Origin of the sequence: Caulobacter rhizosphaerae, assembly GCF_010977555.1 — a bacterium.
In the GTDB taxonomy this organism is placed as follows: domain Bacteria; phylum Pseudomonadota; class Alphaproteobacteria; order Caulobacterales; family Caulobacteraceae; genus Caulobacter; species Caulobacter rhizosphaerae.
In genome coordinates, this window is record NZ_CP048815.1 from 3,033,080 (window position 1) to 3,050,707 (window position 17,628).

14 protein-coding genes are annotated in these 17,628 nt (G+C 68.2%); 9 read left to right on the forward strand and 5 right to left on the reverse strand.

Annotation, left to right across the window (positions count from 1 at the left end; genetic code table 11):
* Positions 1–33: 33 nt before the first annotated feature.
* From G3M57_RS13820 to G3M57_RS13850, 7 genes are all read left to right on the forward strand, one after another.
* Entirely contained in the window at positions 34–516 is a 483-nt protein-coding gene (locus tag G3M57_RS13820) for an Hcp family type VI secretion system effector (RefSeq protein WP_056750356.1), read from the forward strand.
* 40 nt (positions 517–556) lie between these two features.
* On the forward strand, positions 557–1,345 hold the full coding sequence (locus tag G3M57_RS13825) for a type VI secretion system accessory protein TagJ (protein WP_163231195.1): 789 nt from the start codon (positions 557–559) through the stop codon (positions 1,343–1,345).
* Positions 1,346–1,349: 4 nt separating this feature from the next.
* Positions 1,350–1,880, forward strand: a complete 531-nt coding sequence (tssE, locus tag G3M57_RS13830) for a type VI secretion system baseplate subunit TssE (RefSeq protein WP_056750350.1) — start codon at positions 1,350–1,352, stop codon at positions 1,878–1,880.
* Positions 1,881–1,884: 4 nt separating this feature from the next.
* Positions 1,885–3,750: a type VI secretion system baseplate subunit TssF gene (gene tssF, locus G3M57_RS13835; RefSeq protein ID WP_163231197.1), complete on the forward strand. Its 1,866-nt coding sequence runs from the start codon at positions 1,885–1,887 to the stop codon at positions 3,748–3,750.
* Complete coding sequence (gene tssG / locus G3M57_RS13840) at positions 3,714–4,757, forward strand: type VI secretion system baseplate subunit TssG (protein ID WP_230983724.1); 1,044 nt, start codon at positions 3,714–3,716, stop codon at positions 4,755–4,757. The genes tssF and tssG overlap by 37 nt, the downstream gene beginning before the upstream one ends.
* On the forward strand, positions 4,754–7,450 hold the full coding sequence (tssH, locus tag G3M57_RS13845) for a type VI secretion system ATPase TssH (RefSeq protein WP_163231199.1): 2,697 nt from the start codon (positions 4,754–4,756) through the stop codon (positions 7,448–7,450). Before tssG ends, tssH begins: the two co-directional genes overlap by 4 nt.
* Before the next feature lie 88 nt (positions 7,451–7,538).
* A complete protein-coding gene (locus tag G3M57_RS13850; protein ID WP_163231201.1) occupies positions 7,539–10,364 on the forward strand; it encodes a serine/threonine protein kinase in 2,826 nt (941 codons plus the stop codon).
* A gap of 144 nt (positions 10,365–10,508) precedes the next feature.
* On the opposite strand, the gene G3M57_RS13855 is transcribed toward G3M57_RS13850, so the two are convergent.
* The 5 genes from G3M57_RS13855 to G3M57_RS13875 all read right to left on the reverse strand — a co-directional run bounded on the left by G3M57_RS13855 (position 10,509) and on the right by G3M57_RS13875 (position 15,628).
* Positions 10,509–10,862 (reverse strand): hypothetical protein, encoded by a 354-nt coding sequence (locus G3M57_RS13855; protein ID WP_163231203.1) that lies wholly within the window; start codon positions 10,860–10,862, stop codon positions 10,509–10,511.
* Between the two features lies 1 nt (position 10,863).
* Entirely contained in the window at positions 10,864–11,091 is a 228-nt protein-coding gene (locus tag G3M57_RS13860; protein WP_056750338.1) for a hypothetical protein, read from the reverse strand.
* Between the two features lie 306 nt (positions 11,092–11,397).
* Positions 11,398–13,038, reverse strand: a complete 1,641-nt coding sequence (locus tag G3M57_RS13865; RefSeq protein WP_163233729.1) for an adenylate/guanylate cyclase domain-containing protein — start codon at positions 13,036–13,038, stop codon at positions 11,398–11,400.
* Positions 13,039–13,169: 131 nt separating this feature from the next.
* On the reverse strand, positions 13,170–13,568 hold the full coding sequence (locus G3M57_RS13870) for a hypothetical protein (protein ID WP_056751504.1): 399 nt from the start codon (positions 13,566–13,568) through the stop codon (positions 13,170–13,172).
* Positions 13,565–15,628, reverse strand: a complete 2,064-nt coding sequence (locus G3M57_RS13875; RefSeq protein ID WP_163231205.1) for a toll/interleukin-1 receptor domain-containing protein — start codon at positions 15,626–15,628, stop codon at positions 13,565–13,567. Before G3M57_RS13875 ends, G3M57_RS13870 begins: the two co-directional genes overlap by 4 nt.
* Before the next feature lie 37 nt (positions 15,629–15,665).
* Here G3M57_RS13875 and G3M57_RS13880 point away from each other — a divergent pair, with 37 nt between their 5' ends.
* The gene (locus G3M57_RS13880) at positions 15,666–16,415 is read left to right on the forward strand and encodes a Crp/Fnr family transcriptional regulator (RefSeq protein WP_188916164.1); all 750 of its coding nucleotides are present in this window, start codon (positions 15,666–15,668) and stop codon (positions 16,413–16,415) included.
* Between the two features lie 258 nt (positions 16,416–16,673).
* Positions 16,674–17,597: a 5-dehydro-4-deoxyglucarate dehydratase gene (gene kdgD, locus G3M57_RS13885; protein WP_163231206.1), complete on the forward strand. Its 924-nt coding sequence runs from the start codon at positions 16,674–16,676 to the stop codon at positions 17,595–17,597.
* The last annotated feature ends 31 nt before the right edge of the window (positions 17,598–17,628 follow it).

Below are 17,628 nucleotides of genomic sequence, written 5' to 3' on the forward strand. Positions count from 1 at the left end.
TCAGTAGATCATTTTTCGTGAGGAGAACGCCTTATGGCCGTTGATATGTTCCTGAAACTTGAAGGCATCAGTGGTGAGTCCAAGGACTCCAGCCACAAAGGTGAAATCGATGTCCTGGCCTGGAGCTGGGGCATGACCAACTCGGGCACGGCCCACGTCGGCGGCGGCGCCGGCGCCGGCAAGGTGAACGTCCAGGATCTGTCCTTCACCAAGTATGTCGACCTGTCGTCGGCGCCGCTGATGTTGGCCGCCGCCAACGGCAAGCATATCAGCAAGGCGACGCTGGTGGTCCGCAAGGCCGGCGAGACCCCGCTGGAATATATCACCATCACCATGACCGACTGCCTCGTCAGCTCGGTGTCGACCGGCGGCAGCGGCGGCGAAGATCGCCTGACGGAAAACGTCTCGATCAACTTCGCCAAGGTCGAGGTTGCGTACAAGGAGCAGAGCTCGGCCGGCAAGGCCGCGGGCACGGGCGACTTCAAGTGGGACATCGCCGGTAACGCCAAGTTCTAGGCGAGCCGCGCCGGTCTTCGGCCAATCATAGAAGCAAAGAATGCCTAACGCCGACGACCTCCTACGCGCTGGTGATCTGGACGGCGCGCGCCAAGCCCTTGTCGAAAGGGTCAGGCGCGCGCCGGACGATCAGCCCAGCCGCATGTTTCTGTTCCAGCTGTTCTGCATCCTGGGTGAATGGGACAAGGCCAAGGCGCAGCTGAAGGTGCTGACCCAGCTGTCTCCCGAAGCCCAGATGCTGGCGGTCGCCTACAACCTGGCCATCGACGCCGAAATCGAACGCGAGAAGGCCTTTGCGGGACAGGTTCCACCAGCCCTACTGGTCAATACCAGCCCGTGGGCCGGCGACCTGGCCGTTGCCCTCGGCGCGGGCCTGCAAGGGCGGATCGATGACGCCGAGGCTGCCCGGTTGCGGGCCTTCGACGCCGCCCCCGATACGCCCGGGCGCTTCAACGATCAGGATTTCGACTGGATCGCCGACGCGGATCCACGCTTTGGCCCGGCTTTCGAGGCCGTCATCCACGGGCGCTGGGGACTCGTCCCCTTCGACGCCGTGCGCAAGATCACCAGCGACGGGCCGCAGGATCTGCGTGACCTCGTCTGGCTGCCCGTGGAAATCGAATTCAAGACCGGACAGGGCGTAGCGGCCATCCTGCCCGTCCGCTACCCCGCTACTCAGGACGCGACGGACGCCAATCTGCTGCTGGCCCGGGCGACCGGCTGGCGCGAGGGATCTCGAGGCGCCGAAGGCCTCGGCCAAAAGCTCTGGTCGCTGGGAAACGGCGAAGACGTGGGAATCCTGGCGCTTCGCCATCTGGCGTTCGCTTGACGCCATGCCAGCCCGGATCAATCCGACCCTGTTCGATAAGCTCGTCGCCGATCTCGACTTCGACGACGTCCGCGACGATCCGAAGGTCGAAGGCCAGGTCAGCCGGGCGGCGACGCGGCGGCTCTATCCGATCCTGAAGATCGAACGCTTCAACGAGGCCGCGCTGCGGGCCACGGTCCTGCGCGAGCTGAACTGGATCCTCAACACCACCCAATTCGGCGCGATCCAGAACCTGAAGCCCTATCCCGAGGTGGCGACCTCGGTCCTGAACTACGGCGTGCCCGACATGGCCGGCAAGCTGCTGCAGCGGCGGGCGGTCGAGAACCGGGCGCGCGAGATCAAGCAGGCCATCCGGCGCTTCGAGCCCCGCATCAACCCGCAGCGCCTCGACGTCACCGCCACAGCCAAGGACGCCAAGCCCAACGCCGTCACCTTCGTCATCCGGGCCGATGTCACCAGCGCCGTCATGGCCCTGCCCGTCGAGTTCAAGACAGACGTCGAGATCGACACGGGCTCGGCGACCCTCCGGGAGTAGGCGGATGGATCCTCGACTCCTCAGGGCCTACAACGAAGAACTGCTCTATCTTCGCGAAACCGCACGTGAATTCGGCGAGGAGTACGAGACGGTCGCCGGACGCCTGGGCCTCAACGCTCCATCCGACACCGATCCCCATGTCGAGCGGCTCCTGGAAGGCGTGGCCTTTTTGGGCGCTCGCGTGAAGCTGAAGCTGCAGGACCAGTTTCCCGACTTCACCCAGCATCTGCTCAACGCCATCCAGCCCCACTACCTGGCGCCGACCCCGTCAATGTGCGTGGTGACGCTCGAACCCCAGGACAGCGACCAGGCGATCGCCGCCGGGTTCGTCGTCCCTCGCCTGACCGAGATGTCGGCCACCTCCGGCGACGACGCCGCCACGCCGGTCATCTTCCGGACCGGCCAGGACGTGACCCTCTGGCCCTTGAAGATCACGGAGGCCGAATACCTGCCCACCCGCGCGGCCGTCTCCGCCTATGCCGGCGCGGCGGGCGTGCGGGCCGAAGCCGGGCTGCGCCTGAAGTTCAGTGGCCTGGGCGGCGTTGCGCTGTCGGCGATGGCGCCCGACGCCTTGCCGATCTATCTGGACGGCTCGGAAGTGGTGCCCGGCGAGCTCTACCGCCAGCTGATCGGCGACGCCGTGGCCGCGGTGGCCCGGCCGGTTGACTCCGCGGCCGGTACAGCGGCCTGGATCAAGCTGCCCCCGGCCGAGCAGCACGGTTTCGAGGAGAACTGCGCCCTGCTGCCGACCGGGCGCCGCTCCTTCCGGGGCTATCGCCTGCTGTCGGAATATTTCGCCTGTCCGGAACGCTTCCTCTTCGTCCGTCTGCGCGAACTGGGTCAGGCCTTCGGCAAGTGTCGCACCGAATGCGAAGTCGTCTTCCTGTTCGATCGCGCGTCCACGGCCTTGGCCGGCGCGGTGTCGCCCGCAAACTTCAAGCTCTTCGCGACACCCGCGATCAATCTGTTCGAGAAGCAGATCGATCGTGTAGCGATCAGCGAGTTCGATCACGAACACCAGTTGATCGCCGACCGCACCCGGCCGCTGGATTTCGAGATCTTCCGCCCGCTGGAGGTGACCGCCCATTCGCAGAAGAATGGCGACGCCCGTCCGGTCGCGCCGCTGCACGCCTTCGGGAGTCTGCTCTACGACTGGACGGAGGCGCTGTTCTACGTCACCCGCCTGCGCCATCGGCGCCTGTCAACCAAGGAGCAGCGCCTGAGGCGCAGGACCGACTATCTGGGCACGGAAACCTGGATCAGCCTGGCCGCTCCGGGCGAGCCGAGGCGGCTGGAGGGGATCTACGAACTGGCCGTCCGTGCGCTGGTCACCAATCGTGAGCTCGCCGAGACGCTGCGCACCGGCGGTGCGACGGACTTTCGGATCAGCGGCGTTCCCGTGCGCGCCGTGACGATCGTCCGCGCCCCGACCAAGCCGCGACCGCCGATGGGCATCAGCGACGGGGCGTGGCGGGTCATCGGTCACCTGACTCCGAACTACGCCTCATTCGCCTTGGGCGATGACGACGATCCGTCGGTGTTGCGCGATCACCTGGCCCTCTATGGACGGATCGACGATCCCGCCCTGCGGCGGCAGATCGACGGCGTGCTGTCCATCCGCTCCGAACCGGTGACCCGGCGGGTGGGCGGCGGGGGACGCAGCGCCTTCGCCCGCGGCCAGCGCCTGCGCCTCAAGCTGGACGACGCCCCGTTCGAGAACGGTCGGATGTTCCTGTTCTCAGCCGTTCTGGAGCGGTTCCTCGGCGAGTTCGCGACCGTCAACGCCTTCACCGAATGCATCTTTGAAAGCCCCCAGGAAGGAACCTTCGCGCAATGGCCGCCGAGAATGGGCGAACATCGCAACATCTAGAGTTTCTTCGCCAGGCGGCGGGGAACGCGAGGCGGTACGGGCTGTTTGGCCTGCTGCGCGCGGCGGAGGCGCGCGCGCCGGATCTGCCGCGCATCGGCGACGCCCGCCTCCCGTCGCAGAACCTCGTCGACCTGGCCCAACTCCCCGCGCTGGGTTTTCCCGGTTCCACGCTGGAAACGATCACCGTCAAGGGCGGGCGCGCCAAGGTCGAGGGCTACTGGTTCGGGTTGACCGGGCCGATGGGGCCCCTGCCCCTGCACCTCAGCGAGTTCGCTCATTTCGAGCGCCGCTATGCCCAGGGCCGTCCGTTCGGGCACTTCCTCGACGTGCTGGCTGGGCGCATGCTGCAGTTCTTCTATCGCGCCTGGGCGGAGTCCAATCCGGCGGCCAATGCCGACCGGCCCGGTGACGACCGCTTCGCCGGCTATCTGGGCGCCCTGACCGGCGCGACCGCGGGAGTGCCTGACGACGCGGCCTTCCCGGCCCGGGCCCGCCTCTACTATGCCGGCCTCTATGCCTCGCGGCGTAGCGCGGCGGGCATCGAGGACGCCGTCGCCGACCTGGTGGGCGCCCCCGTGCGGCTGAAGGAATACCGTCCGGTCTGGCGCGACATCGAGCCTGCGGACCAGACCCGTCTGGGCGGAGCCTACAGCCGGCTGGGCGGCGACGCTGTCTGCGGCCGTCGCACCAGCACCGTGTCAGACGCGTTCCGCATCGCCGTGAAGGTCGAGACCTTCCACGACTACGAGAACCTGTTGCCGGGCGGCCCGCGCTTCGCGGTCGTGGCCGAGGCGCTGGATTCCTTCGCCCCGTCCCATCTGGAATGGGACCTCGAGATCGAAGCCAGCGAAGCCGCCCGCCGCCCTGCGTCGCTGGACGGCCGCGCCCGGCTGGGCTGGACCAGTTGGATCAATCCGCCGGCCGGCAGCGGCTCGCGCGCCGAGACCCGTCTTGGCCCGAGCTCGCGTCGCGTCGCTCGAGCCGCCGCCAAGAGAGATGCCGCATGACCGAGATCAACCGCTCCGCCCTGTTCGGCCGCCTCAGCCCCACGGGCCTGAAGAGCATCGAGACCGCGACCGGTTTCTGCAAGATGCGCGGCAATCCCTATGTCGAGCTGGTGCACTGGATCCATATCCTGCTGCAGGATCCGCAGAACGACCTGGCCGCGATCCGCACCCGGTTCGCCCTGGACGACACCAAGCTGGCCCGCGACGTCGTCGCCACGCTGGACGGCCTGCCGCGCGGCGCGACGGCGATCTCGGACTTCTCGCCCCAGATCGAGGAGGCCATCGAGAAGGGCTGGCTTTATGCGTCGCTGATGTTCCAGGCCAGCCGTGTGCGCACCGGCCACCTGGTCTTCGGCATGCTCAAGACCCCGATCCTGCGCAATGCGCTGTTTGCGATCTCGCCTGAGTTCCGCAAGGTCTCGGCCGACGCCCTGGGCGACGAGTTCGACAAGATCGTCGCGAACTCAGCCGAAGTGGGCGGAGCCCTCGCCGCTGAGGCGACCCCCGACCAGGCAGGCGCGGCAGGCGGCCCGTTCGCCAGCGCCTCAGGCGAGACGCTGGCCAAATATTCCGTCGATCTCACCGAGCGGGCCAGGGCTGGCGAGATCGACCCGATCGTCGGCCGCGACGCCGAGATCCGCCAAGTGATCGACATCCTGCTGCGCCGACGCCAGAACAACCCGATCCTCGCGGGTGAGGCTGGGGTGGGCAAGACGGCGGTCGTCGAAGGATTGGCGCGCCGGATCGTCGATGGCGACGTCCCGCCGGCGCTCAAGGACGTTACGCTCCGCGCCCTGGACATCGGGCTGCTGCAGGCCGGCGCCGGCGTGAAGGGCGAGTTCGAGAAGCGGCTGCGGCAGGTGATCGACGAGATCGAGTCCTCGCCCAAGCCGATCATCTTGTTCATCGACGAAGCCCACACCTTGATCGGGGCCGGCGGCCAGGCCGGCACCGGCGACGCCGCCAACCTGCTTAAGCCCGCCTTGGCGCGCGGTCGGCTCCGCACAATCGCCGCCACCACCTGGTCGGAATATCGCCAGTACTTCGAAAAGGATCCTGCCCTTACCCGGCGGTTTCAGACCGTCAATGTCGGGGAGCCGGAGACTGGCGTGGCGATCGCCATGCTGCGTTCGGTGGCCTCGGCCATGGAGCAGCACCACAAGGTGGTGATCCTCGACGAGGCCGTGGAAGCGGCCGTCAAGCTGTCCCAGCGCTACGTGCCGGCCCGGCAGCTCCCCGACAAGGCCGTCAGCCTGCTCGACACCGCCGGCGCCCGCGTGGCCGTCTCGCAGCACGCGACGCCCGCGCCGGTCGAAAGCCGTCGCCGCCGGGTCGAACTCCTGAATGTCGAACTCGGCGTCGCCACCCGCGAGGCCGAAGGTCAATACGCCGGCGTGGAGCGTATCGGAAAGCTGAAGGAGGCGATCGAGGAGGCGCAGGCCGCGCTCGATGCGGTGGAAGCCAAGTGGGCGGCCGAGAAGGACGCCGTCGCCAAGGCCTACGAGGCCCGCCAGGCCCTCGCGGCCGCCGCATCGGCGGAGGCCAGCGACACGGCCGGGCTCAAGGCCGCGCTCGACGCCGCCTTGCTGGCGGTCGCCCAGGCCCATGGCGACGACCCGATGGTGTTCGGCGAGGTCGACGCCGACGCCGTCGCCGCCGTGGTCGGCGACTGGACCGGCATTCCCGTCGGCCGCATGGTCAAGGACGAGATCGCCTCGGTCCTCACCATCGCCGACCAGCTGAAGAAGCGCGTGGTTGGCCAGGATCATGCGATGGACGCCGTCGCCAAGCGCATCCAGACCAGCCGCGCCAAGCTCGACAATCCCAACAAGCCGGTCGGGGTGTTCATGCTGTGCGGCCCGTCCGGGGTGGGCAAGACCGAGACGGCGCACGCCCTGTCCGAACTGCTCTATTCCGGCGACGACAGCCTGATCGTCATCAATATGAGCGAGTTCCAGGAGGCCCACACCGTCTCGACCCTGAAGGGCGCGCCAGCCGGCTATGTCGGGTACGGCCAGGGCGGCGTTCTGACCGAGGCCGTGCGGCGCCGGCCCTATTCGGTGGTCCTGCTCGACGAGGTCGAGAAGGCCCACCCGGACGTCCACGAGATGTTCTTCCAGGTGTTCGACAAGGGTTATATGGACGACTCCGAAGGGCGTCACATCGATTTCAAGAACACGCTGATCCTGCTGACCTCGAATGTCGGTTCCGACCTGATCGCCTCGATGTCGGAGGACGAGGAGATGAAGCCGGAGGCCGAGGTCCTGGCCCAGTCGCTGCGGCCCGAATTGCTGAAGGTGTTCCCGCCCGCCCTGCTCGGCCGGCTGATCGTCCTGCCCTACTATCCGCTGTCGCCCGACATGCTGCAGGGCATCGTCCGCCTGCAGCTGGACCGCGTGAAGAAGCGCGTCGCCGAGAACCATGGCATCGTCTTCAGCTACGATCAGGCGGTCGTCGACCTGATCGTCTCGCGCTGCACCGAGGTCGCCTCGGGCGGCCGGATGATCGACGCCATCCTGACCAACACCATGCTGCCCGAACTGTCGATCGCCCTGCTGGAACGCCAGATGGCCGGCGAGGAAGTGGCCAGGATCACGGTGGGGGTCGCGAACTCCACCTTCACCTACGCGTTCGAAGGAAACGAAGCGTCACCGCAGGCGCAAGCGCCCTCGATCGCGGAAGCCGTGGCCTGATGCTCGAAGCCTCGCATAACTGCTTGCAACCGACGCGCGTCCGAGGCGAGGTTGTGGCCGGAGTTGGAAAGAGACGCCCCCAGTGAGCATGCCCGACGATCCCTCTGATGAAGACGTCGCGTCCGTCACGAGCCCCCCCGCCGGCTCCTGGAGCAAGCGCGGTCCACGCAAGCCCGCGCAGCCGCGCGGCATCCTGCCCGTCGGCTTCGTTCTAAACGGCATCTACGAGATCAAGCGCTTCATCGCCCGGGGCGGCATGGGCGAGGTCTACGAAGGCGCCAACGTCAACGCCGAGGAGCGGGTGGCGGTCAAGGTCATCCTTCCGCACCTGGCCGCCGACCCCAAGGTCCAGGCGCTATTCCGCAAGGAGGCCAAGACCCTCACCAGCCTGGCCCATCCGGCCCTGGTGCAGTACCGCGTCCTGGCGCGCGAACCGCGCAAGGACCTGCTGTACATCGTCACCGACTTCATCGACGGCGAGCCGCTGACCAACCTGATCGGCCGCCAATCGCCGACCACGGGCGAACTGGTCATGCTGACCCGTCGCCTGGCCGAGGGCCTGCACGCGGCGCACAGCCATGGCGCCATCCACCGCGACATCTCGCCCGAAAACGTCCTGCTACCGGACGGCGTGCTCAGCCGCGCCAAGATTATCGACTTCGGCATCGCCAAGAGCATGGAGATCGGCGCCCAGACCGTCGTCGGCGACGGCTTCGCCGGAAAGCTCGGCTATGTCGCGCCGGAACAGTTCGGCGACTTCGACCGGCGCATCGGCCCGTGGACGGACATCTACAGCCTGGCCCTGGTGGTGCTGGCCCTGGCCGGCGGACGGGCGCCGAACATGGGCACGACCTTGGTCGAGGCCATCGACCGCCGCCGCGCGGGCGCCGACATCACCGCCGTCCCGCCGCTGCTGCAGCCGCTGTTCGCGCGGATGCTCAGTCCCGACCCTCGTGGGCGCCCCCAGACCATGGCCGAGGTGATCACGGCGCTGGATGCGCTGGACGTGCCGGTCGAGGCGCCCTCGCCGCGGTCGTGGATCCCCGACATCGGTCAAGGGAGGCCCGGGGACAACGCCCCCGAGATCGAGCGGACGGTGATCCACCTGGGCTCCGAACCGCCCTCCTGGCAGAGCGCCGAGCCGCGCGGAGAAGACAGCGCTCCGCCGTCGCTGGCTGCCGTCGCAAGTGACGAGAGCGCTCCTGAGGGACGCACGATCTTCGCGCCCAGCCTGCCGGACTCGCCAGTGGAGTCGGTGGACGAGTCGATCGGCGACGAAGCCTCGCGTCCAGCCGCAGACCAGGCGCCGTCGCGGGCGCCGACCATTCCGCCGATTGCCGCCGACAAGGCTTCTTCGCTTCCGCCACTGATCTCCGCCCCGCCCCAGGACGAAGAGATCGCCCCCGCCAGCGCCACGATCTTTACGCCCCAAGCAGGGCCTCCCGAAGTTCCGGACGCCGATCCGCCGCCAAGCGCGGCCGAGGCGAAGGCCCAGGAGGCGACGCTGCCGCTCAATGGTATCGACCAGAGCCGTGCGCATGAGGAGGAGGAGCCCGCATCCCCCATCCCGCCAGCGATGGACGTCGCCTATAGGCCTTCCGGCAAGCCGACCACGCCCCCGGCCAAACTTCTGGACGAGGAGGAGCGCAAAGCTCAGAGCCCGGAGCCGCCGGCGCGAGGTTTTTCCAAGGGAAAAGCCATCACGGCGATCGGCCTGGTGGCGGCCGTCGCCGTGGTCGGCATCGGCTTCGCCGTACTCTCACCACAGAAGAAAGCCGCCCTGCCTGCACCGTCGGCGACGGCGCCCAGCGCGCCGTCACCGGCCGCCGCTCGGGCCGACGAGGCGATCGCCGCGGCGCTGCCGAACGTTCCCTGCTCCTGGCTTACCCTAAGTCACGGCCAGAACGCCGACGGCTCGGCCAGCATCAAGATTTCCGGCGCGGCTGGAGATCCGGCGGGCGCGAACCGCGCGGTGGCGAGCGCCGCGCGCGCCGCCGGCGTGGCAGGGCTCCAGGTCGACACGACCGAGATCCTGCCCGCCGACCAGGCCTCCTGTCCGCTGCTGGACACGGTCAACCGGTTCCGCGGCCAAGCCGGCGCCGTTCCGAGCCTTGTCGCCCAACAGCCGCGCTTCGAGATCGACCGCGGCATCCAGGGCTGCCCCAAGGGGCTCTGGTCGCAATCGATGATCAATGTCGCGCCCGACCCGTCCAGGGGCTTCAGCCTGGTCGCCATACAACCTTCGGGCCGGCTCCAGCAGTTCACGACCAACCGCGAACAGTTCGCGGCCTTGGCCGCCCGCAATCCGGATCTCTATAAGGATCTCGGCGGCGGACGCTACCGGGTCTCCATGTGCCAGAACGCCACCGGCCTGGCGGGGGTCCTGATGATCGAGGGCGACGGGCCGTTCGATATCGGTCTGCGTCCCGGCGCCATCGAACGGCCGACGCGGGACTTCCCCGCCCGTCTGGGTCAATTGGCCCAGGCCCGTGGCTGGAAGATGCAGATGGCCTGGTTCCAGTTGGCCAACGATCAGCCGGACTTGCCAGAGCAGGCCAGCACCGATGAGGCCGAACGGCATCGTCTGGCGATGGCCGAAGCCGCCAAGATCGCCGCGGCCGCCGAAGCGGCCAAGGCGGCCGAGCCGGTCGAGATCGCCGTGCCCGCCGTCGAGCCTCAGAAGCTGCCTGCCGACTATGTGGCCTGCCGCCGGTTCGTCGATGGGGGCTGGGAGGAACTCGGCTATGCGACACGGCCGTCTTGCGTGGAGAAGGTGTTCGCCGGCCGCTGTGACGTTCTCACCGGCCAGTCCGGCGACATCGCGCTGCGGCGCTACAACGACCGTCTGCAGGCCAAGACCGGCCGGGGCTTCAAGAAGTGGGACAATGTCGGCAAGTCCGACTGCGCCAAGTAGCGTGATCTGAGTCGGATGAGCATCGGTCGTTCGCCGAAACGGCAAAGAGCCGTGCTCATCCGACCGCCCTCCCCCAAGGGCGAGGCGTGGCGGTCGATGGTTATCGAGCCGTCCTCGCCTGAACCTTCCCGCCAATGGCGAGGATCATGATTTCTCCGCGTCCAGAGCGTCGGCGATCATCCGCTTGGCGGCCTCGCATCGACTCGCGGCGATTGGGACCTCCGGCATCCTCGACGCCTTGGCGTCGGCATCCCGAGCCAGCGCCTCGGCCGCCGCCTCGTCGATCGCGCGCCGCAGGTCGACCAGGCGCCTGTCGGCCGCGGCCAGGCTGGCCCAGAAACTCTTGTCCTGCGCAGTCGGCTCCCATTCGGCGCCCGCCTCCGACTTGGGCGCGAAAGGTGGGTCTTCGGCCATTGCCGTGGGCATGGCCGCGTCGTCTCCGGAGATCAAGCTTCTGGCATGAGCCAGGATCGCACCCGGGATCTTGAGCAGCGGCACGCTAGGCGACGACATGGATCTTGCGCTCACAGTCGCGGATCGCCGACTTCGCGAAGCCCATGACCATTTCGGTCACGCGCGTAAGGTCGGTTTCGGCCACGCCGTGGTCGCGCGCCCAGATCCTGACGGCGTGCTTGAGAATGCTCGCCGCGGGGTCGGAGGCTAGCGCGCCGAGGCGCGCGTCTTCGCCGGTTCGAAATTCCTTGATGACAGCTGCGTCGAGAGACATGGCAAGGTTCCTGATGCAACGTGAAAGCCGCGCTGGAACATTGGCGCGACATGGAAACGCGGTCGGCGAGTCGGACCCGATCGATGGGGATGATCGGGCCCGAAAGCCGCTTAACGACCCGCGGTGACAGGTCGAAAGCGGTGCAGGTTTCGGCGGCGCTCCTGCGATGGCGATCGACAGAGGCGTTCCGCGACCGTCCGGCCAAGGTCGCCGCAACCTGCGGATCGAACCATGTCCGAGGGAGCAACCCCTTGAATGTGCGGATCTGCACATCTCCGGAGATAAGGAGATCGCGTGTAGGAGCGATCAGGCCCGGGTCAGGTTGAAGATCGGGGTCGCGGGAAAACCTTTGCGGCCCTGGGTGCGGCCGACATAGCCGCAGCGCACGCGGTCGCCGTGGAAGGTGGCCAGCGCGCCGGCCAGGGCTTCGCTGACACAGGCCGAGCCGGGCGCGACGTCGGGTTCGATGCGGGCGGCGACCACCACGTGGGCGCCGATCACGGCCGGGGTTCGGGTCAGCGGGTTTACCCCCAGGTGCACCGGGCCGTAGTGACCGCCGATTCGCAGGCCCAGGCCGCGCGGCAGGCCTAGAGCGCGAAGATCCAGGGCGCGATGCGCCTCCTGCAGCGCCAAGGCGGCGAGAGCGGCGTCGACCGGCTGGTCGAAGACCAGGAAGAGGCCGTCGCCCCAGGTCTCGACGTGTCGGGGGCCGGTGTCGAGCTCTTCGACGACCTTGGCCATCCGCCCCATCACAGCCTCGAAGAAGGCGGGAATCTGATCGTCACGCAGGGCCCCGAATCCCTTCACGTCGGCGAACAGCATGGCCTTCATGCCGCGCGAGCCCGACGTGTCGACGTGTGTCGGCGACGCGCGGGACGGCGGCGGCCGTCGAACCGAGATGATCTCCTGCCGACGGCCGCCTTTCGCCCAGTAGGCCAAGTCCACGGCCACCCCTGCCGGTCCCGCGGCGGGATGGCCGTCCCATACCCCCACCTGGATCGCCTCGGTCGCCAGGGTCTGGGCGCGCAGCACCGCGCATCCCATGGCGATCTGGCTGGCATAGGCGAAGACCTGCTCATCGCCGACATAGGGATCTTGCGAGGCGTAGCGCACCGAGGCGGCGCGGGTGAAGCACTGCTCGAACCGCTGGACCCAATCGGCTCCGAAAGGCGCGACCGACACAGCGACGAAGGACTCCAGACTTGTGGCCAGGACAACGTGAAACTCAGCGCCGGCTTCCAGCAAGGCTTCGGCGAAGATGATGTCTGCGCCGGCGGCCAACCCGCCGTAAGCGAAACCGATCCCATGCTCCCGCACCACGCGATCCGCCTCGCGGCGCAGGTTGCTGTCGAGCCCGCCGCTCAGCGCGCCCTGCCGCGTGGCGTCCAGAATGTGGCCCGTGAAGTGCGCGCAGGCCGGCGGCCGGAAGGTCGACAGCCAGGCCGGATCTGCGCCGGTTTCGCGGCACAGCATTTCCAGTTGGCGCAAGGTGGAGGCGTGAGCCGCAAAAGCCTGCGGCGCGAGGGCGAGCGCCCGGGTCATAGTCTCGCGGGCCGCGTCGAGATCTCCGACCAGGAATTTCGCTTCGGCCCGGCTGGCGGTCTCGTAGTAGGCCGCTTCCCCTTTCAGTCCCGGCGGCGGCGGGATGCGCAAAGCGGCCGCCGCCAAGGCCCGTCCACCCGCCCGATCGCCGGCGACCAGCGTCATGGTCGCGGCGTTCACCGCGCCGTAAAGACCTCCGAAGCGTTGAAAGAGCGTGTGGTAGCGACGCGTGGAGGCCTTGGCGAAAGCTATGCGGCGCCGGCCATGCGCAGCCAAGGTGACGTCCTTCAGGAGGCGTGCGCCCAAGGCGATGGCGTCGGGATCGTCGTCCGCCCGGTCCAGCCCCAACCGGACATACTCGGCGCGCGCGAAATCGACGGCGCCAGCCCGCGCCAGGCAAAGCACCGCGGCGTAGGCGGCGTCTCGCGAGATCTCGCCGGCCTCCAGGGCGGCGCGGGCGAGGTCGTAGGCGGCAAGAATCTCGCCGCGCTGGATCAGCGCGGCGACCTCGTTCCTGTCGAAGAGTATTGTACCGCTCAGGGCACGTGACCCGCGCCGTTTTCGATCTTCGGATCCAGGATGATGTTCTGCTTGTGCGAGTCCGTCATGAACAGGCTGTAGATATATTCGCCGACCCGATTGTCTTCGTAGACGATCATGAAACACGTGAACGGTTTTTGCGGCACGTCGTACAGCGTTTCGATCCAGGTGTAGCTGGAGAAGTTGATGCCGAAATCGTCGGTGAAGAGGATCGGGCGCTTCTGGAACGTCCAGCCGACCCGGATGAGGTCATCGCTCAGCCGGAAGACCAATCGGCTCGGAGCATCAAGCTTCAGCGCCAGTGGAATCGGATTCTCCGGATCGAGAACGTTCATGAAGTTGATGTTGTCGGCGATGCCGACGACCAATTCGATGATCGGTAGCGAGTCTGTCATGTGAGCCCCCCTTGAACGGTGGCGCCATCTGGAGGCGACTCCCTCCAGAATGCAAGGAAACCGGGATGGGCATAGCCCTGTTTTCGCAGGCTCGTCACAATCGCCTGCGCCTGATCAGATCGCCCCTGGGCCTGATAGGCCCGCGCCAGGATGTCGAGGCTGGTCGAAGGCAGGGACCCGCGTCGCGGCGACAGGGCCGAGATGGTCGCCGCAGGCCGCCCCGCCGCTAGGTGAGCGGCCCCATAGAGAGCCGCGCGCTCGGCGGCCGTTTCCCGCGATACGGGGGTGCGGTCCAGCCGGCCCAGCAGCGCCAGCGCCAGGCTCCGCTCGCGCATGAGATCACCGTCCAGGCGGGCCAGGGTGACCGCCTGCATCTCGAGCCGGCCATCAAGATCAGCCCGCCAGCTTTTGGCCTCGTCGCCTGTACGGAGGTCGGCCAGGATGGCTACAGCCTCGGCGCGGGCCGAGCGCGCCTGCGCCAGCCGCCCCGACCAGGCGGCGAAATCGACCGCGTCCAACTGGCCGATCAACAGGTATTCGCGCCAACGGGCGTTGGTCGGATCCAGGGATACGAGCGCACGCAGCCCGTTCAGGGCCTGGGTCGAGCGCGCCGCGCCGTGCGCCGTCCGGCCCAGATCCAGTTCCAGCCGCGCCAGCGCCAATTGGGCGGCGAGGCTGCGGGCGGCTAGGGGCTTGTCAGAGGCGGTCTTCGCCGAGGCTTGGGCCAGGAGGTTCGCCGCGCCCTCGCGTTCGGCGTAGGCCTCGCGCGGACGGCCCAGCTTGACGAGCGAATCCGCCACCCAGGCGTGGGCGTCCACGGCGTCGACCAGGCGGTCCTGGTCGTTGGGCGCTCGGGCCCGTTCGGCCTCGAAGGCGGCCAGGGCGGCGCGGAAGGTGACCAGCGCCTCTTCCGCCCGGCCCTGTTCCAGCAGCAGCGTGCCGAGATTGCTCCTGGCGTAGGCGACCTCCAACCGCCAGTCGGCGCGGTCCGGATCGAGCCGCACCAGCGTCTGAGCCAGTTCGCCATAGCGCTTGAAACCGCGTTCAGCGCCGGCGGTGTCGCCCTGACGCCATTGCATATAGGCCAGCCAGTAGACGTTCTGCGCCTCGTCGTAGATGCGCTCGCCGTTGTCGGGGGCGCGCAGGGCCAGTTCGTGCGTCGTGACCGCCGCCTGGCCGAAGGCGTCACGGGCGCCGGCCAGGTCGCCGCGCTGTTCCCGGATCGTGCCCAGCAGGGTCTGGGCCTTGGCGCGCTGGGCCAGGGCGCGGTCGTCGAGCCGGTCCGTGCGCGCCTTGCCGTAATAGGCCAGGACTCTGGCGCCCACGCCGTCCAGGACGTCAAGCCGGCCCACGGGCTCAAGCTGTTCGCGCAGATCGCCCAGCATGTAGGCCACCAGCGCCTCGGTCTCGTCGCGCTGGTCGCGAGCGATCTGACGAGACTTCAGGGTGGCGACGGTCATCCCGCCCATGGCGAGGGCGACCACCAGGGCCAGGGCGGTGAAGGCCGCCATCACCTGCATGCCACGGCGGGCGTCGCGCTGGACCAGTTGGTCGAGGCTGACGTCCAGCAATCGGGCGGCGATCTTCAACCGGGCCAGGCGCGGCCCGTCGGCGTCGCGCCGCGGATCCACGGCCAGGGGCTCGACGCCCGTCGGCAAGGCCGCCCGCAAGGCCGGCGGCAACAACTCGGCCAGGGGTGTCCCCTTCGGCGTCGCCTGCGAGATCACGCAGATGATCTGCCCAAGACCGTGGTCCTTCAGGAAGTAGGCCGCCTCCTGATCCACCCAGCGCGAGCTTGCGGCGGCCGGAGAGCAAAGAACGATCAGGGCGTCGGAGCGGTCCAGGGCGTCGCGGATCACCCCGCCCAGGTCCGGCGAGGCGCTCAGGTCGTCGCGGTCGCGAAAGATCGGCGTCAGCCGACGAGTCGACACCTGACCGCCGGCCGTGGCCAGGCGACGTGGCGCGCGGTAAGTCTCCAGGGCGCGGTGCAGCCATCCGGCGGCTTTGCGGTCCTGATGGCTATAGCTGATAAAGGCCCGGTAGCGCGGTCGGCTGTCCATTCGTCGTCCCCGGATCGACTGTTCAGGAGCGTTCTCGATGGCCGTGCCCCCTCCCTCGTCCCCGCTCGCCCCGAGCCAGGCGCCGCTCGCGCCGTCGCCCGAAGGCGACTATCGCGCCAACCGGCTGTTCCGGCACATGGCGCGCGACGAGATCGAGGCCCTGGCGCCCCAGGTCGAGCACCTTCACTATGGCAAGGGCGAGCTGATCGTCCAGCGGTTGGATGAAAGCGGCGGCATCCATCTGCTGTTGAAGGGCGCGCTGTTGGCCAATCAATACGCCCGGTCCGGCCGCGAGGTGGGTTATCGACGCATTTCGGCGGGCGGCTATTTCGGCGAGATCTCGGCGATCGACGGCTTGCCCCGCTCGGTGAACATTGTGGCGCTGGAGGACGTGCGGGTCGCTCGCTTGCCCCAGGGACTGGTCCAGACCCTGTTCGAGCGGTCGCCCCGTTTCATGCGGGCGATCCTGGAGGACCTGGCCAACCTGACACGCGCCCTCACCGACCGCCTGTTCGAGCTGAACGCCGTCTCGGTGGCCTGCCGCGTCGACATCGAACTTCTGCGCATGGCGGCCTCGGCGGGGGGAGACGGCCGCGAAGCCGTCATCCATCCCTGCCCGACCCACGCCGAGCTGGCGGTGCTGGTGGGAAGCCAGCGCGAGCCGGTGACGCGGGAACTGAACCGGCTGGCCGGGCTCGGGATCGTCGCCCAGACCGGCCGCACCTTGCGGGTTCTCGACCTGCCCGCCCTGGCCGACGAGATCGAGCGCATCGGCGGCGAAGTCTAGAGCAAGCCGCGCGATATAGGACTCAGGCGGCTTGCTCTAGATTTTTGTTTTCGCATCGCTTTTGCGGAAAACCGGCATCCACTTTCCCGCGCGATGCTCTAGCCGTGCCGCCATCAAGCCAAAACCCGCATCGGTCGATAGCGCCTTTGGCTTAGACCGCCGCCGCCGCCGCCCATAGCCTTTGCTGGAACCTACGGTCACGGCGGGGACGGCGCGACGCCCTCTCGGCGAGAAGGACCGACGACGAGCGAGGACTTGATGAGCAGAATGACGCCGTCCGAAATGGCCCGGCAGATCGGCGGAGGGTTGCTGTCGTTCCCCGTCACCCCTTTCGACGCCCAGCACCAGTTCGCCGAGGCGCCGTATCGCGAACACTGCGCCTGGATGCTTGAGCATGAGCTGGCGGGCCTGTTCGCGGCCGGCGGCACCGGCGAGTTCTTTTCCCTGACCCCTCCGGAGGTGGCCCGGGTGGTCAGGGCCGCCGTGGAGGAGACGGCCGGCAAGATCCCGGTCGTCGCCGGCTGCGGCTACGGCACGGCCATCGCCGTGGACCTGGCCAAGGCGGCCCACACAGCCGGCGCCGATGGCCTGCTGCTGCTGCCGCCCTATCTGATGAACTCCACCCAGGAAGGGCTGGCGGCCCATGTCGAGGCGGTCTGCAAGGCCACGCCGTTGGGGGTGATCGTCTACAATCGCGACAACGCCATTCTGACCGAGGACACGCTCGAAAGGCTGTGCGAGCGCAACCCCAACCTGGTGGGTTTCAAGGATGGCGTGGGCGACATCGAGCTGATGATGCGGGTCTATGCCCGGATGGGCGATCGCCTGACCTATGTCGGCGGTCTCCCGACCGCCGAGACCTTCGCCCTGCCCTATCTGGAGATGGGCGTGACCACCTATTCCTCGGCGATCTTCAACTTCATGCCGGAATGGGCGCTCTCCTTCTACAAGGCGGTGCGGGCCCAGGACCGGACGGCGGTGATGGCCGGCCTGCGCGACTTCGTGCTGCCCTACATCGCCCTGCGCAACCGCGGTCGCGGCTATGCGGTCTCGATCGTCAAGGCCGGCATGAAGGTGGTCGGCCGCGACGCCGGCCCGGTCCGCACGCCCCTGACCGACCTGAGCCCCGCCGAGCTGGCCGAGCTGGAGGTGCTTATCCGGCGCGCCCAGGGCCAGGCCTAGACGGTGGTCGCCGTCGGCGTCCGGCGGGCTC

What these genes read in the sequence shown, in the direction of transcription:
- G3M57_RS13820 (WP_056750356.1), top strand. Translation starts at nt 34, where the DNA reads ATGGCCGTTGATATGTTCCTGAAACTTGAAGGCATCAGTGGTGAGTCC.
- G3M57_RS13825 (WP_163231195.1), top strand. Translation starts at nt 557, where the DNA reads ATGCCTAACGCCGACGACCTCCTACGCGCTGGTGATCTGGACGGCGCG.
- tssE (WP_056750350.1), top strand. Translation starts at nt 1,350, where the DNA reads ATGCCAGCCCGGATCAATCCGACCCTGTTCGATAAGCTCGTCGCCGAT.
- tssF (WP_163231197.1), top strand. Translation starts at nt 1,885, where the DNA reads ATGGATCCTCGACTCCTCAGGGCCTACAACGAAGAACTGCTCTATCTT.
- tssG (WP_230983724.1), top strand. Translation starts at nt 3,714, where the DNA reads ATGGCCGCCGAGAATGGGCGAACATCGCAACATCTAGAGTTTCTTCGC.
- tssH (WP_163231199.1), top strand. Translation starts at nt 4,754, where the DNA reads ATGACCGAGATCAACCGCTCCGCCCTGTTCGGCCGCCTCAGCCCCACG.
- G3M57_RS13850 (WP_163231201.1), top strand. Translation starts at nt 7,539, where the DNA reads ATGCCCGACGATCCCTCTGATGAAGACGTCGCGTCCGTCACGAGCCCC.
- G3M57_RS13860 (WP_056750338.1), bottom strand. Translation starts at nt 11,091, where the DNA reads ATGTCTCTCGACGCAGCTGTCATCAAGGAATTTCGAACCGGCGAAGAC.
- G3M57_RS13870 (WP_056751504.1), bottom strand. Translation starts at nt 13,568, where the DNA reads ATGACAGACTCGCTACCGATCATCGAATTGGTCGTCGGCATCGCCGAC.
- G3M57_RS13875 (WP_163231205.1), bottom strand. Translation starts at nt 15,628, where the DNA reads ATGGACAGCCGACCGCGCTACCGGGCCTTTATCAGCTATAGCCATCAG.
- G3M57_RS13880 (WP_188916164.1), top strand. Translation starts at nt 15,666, where the DNA reads ATGGCCGTGCCCCCTCCCTCGTCCCCGCTCGCCCCGAGCCAGGCGCCG.
- kdgD (WP_163231206.1), top strand. Translation starts at nt 16,674, where the DNA reads ATGAGCAGAATGACGCCGTCCGAAATGGCCCGGCAGATCGGCGGAGGG.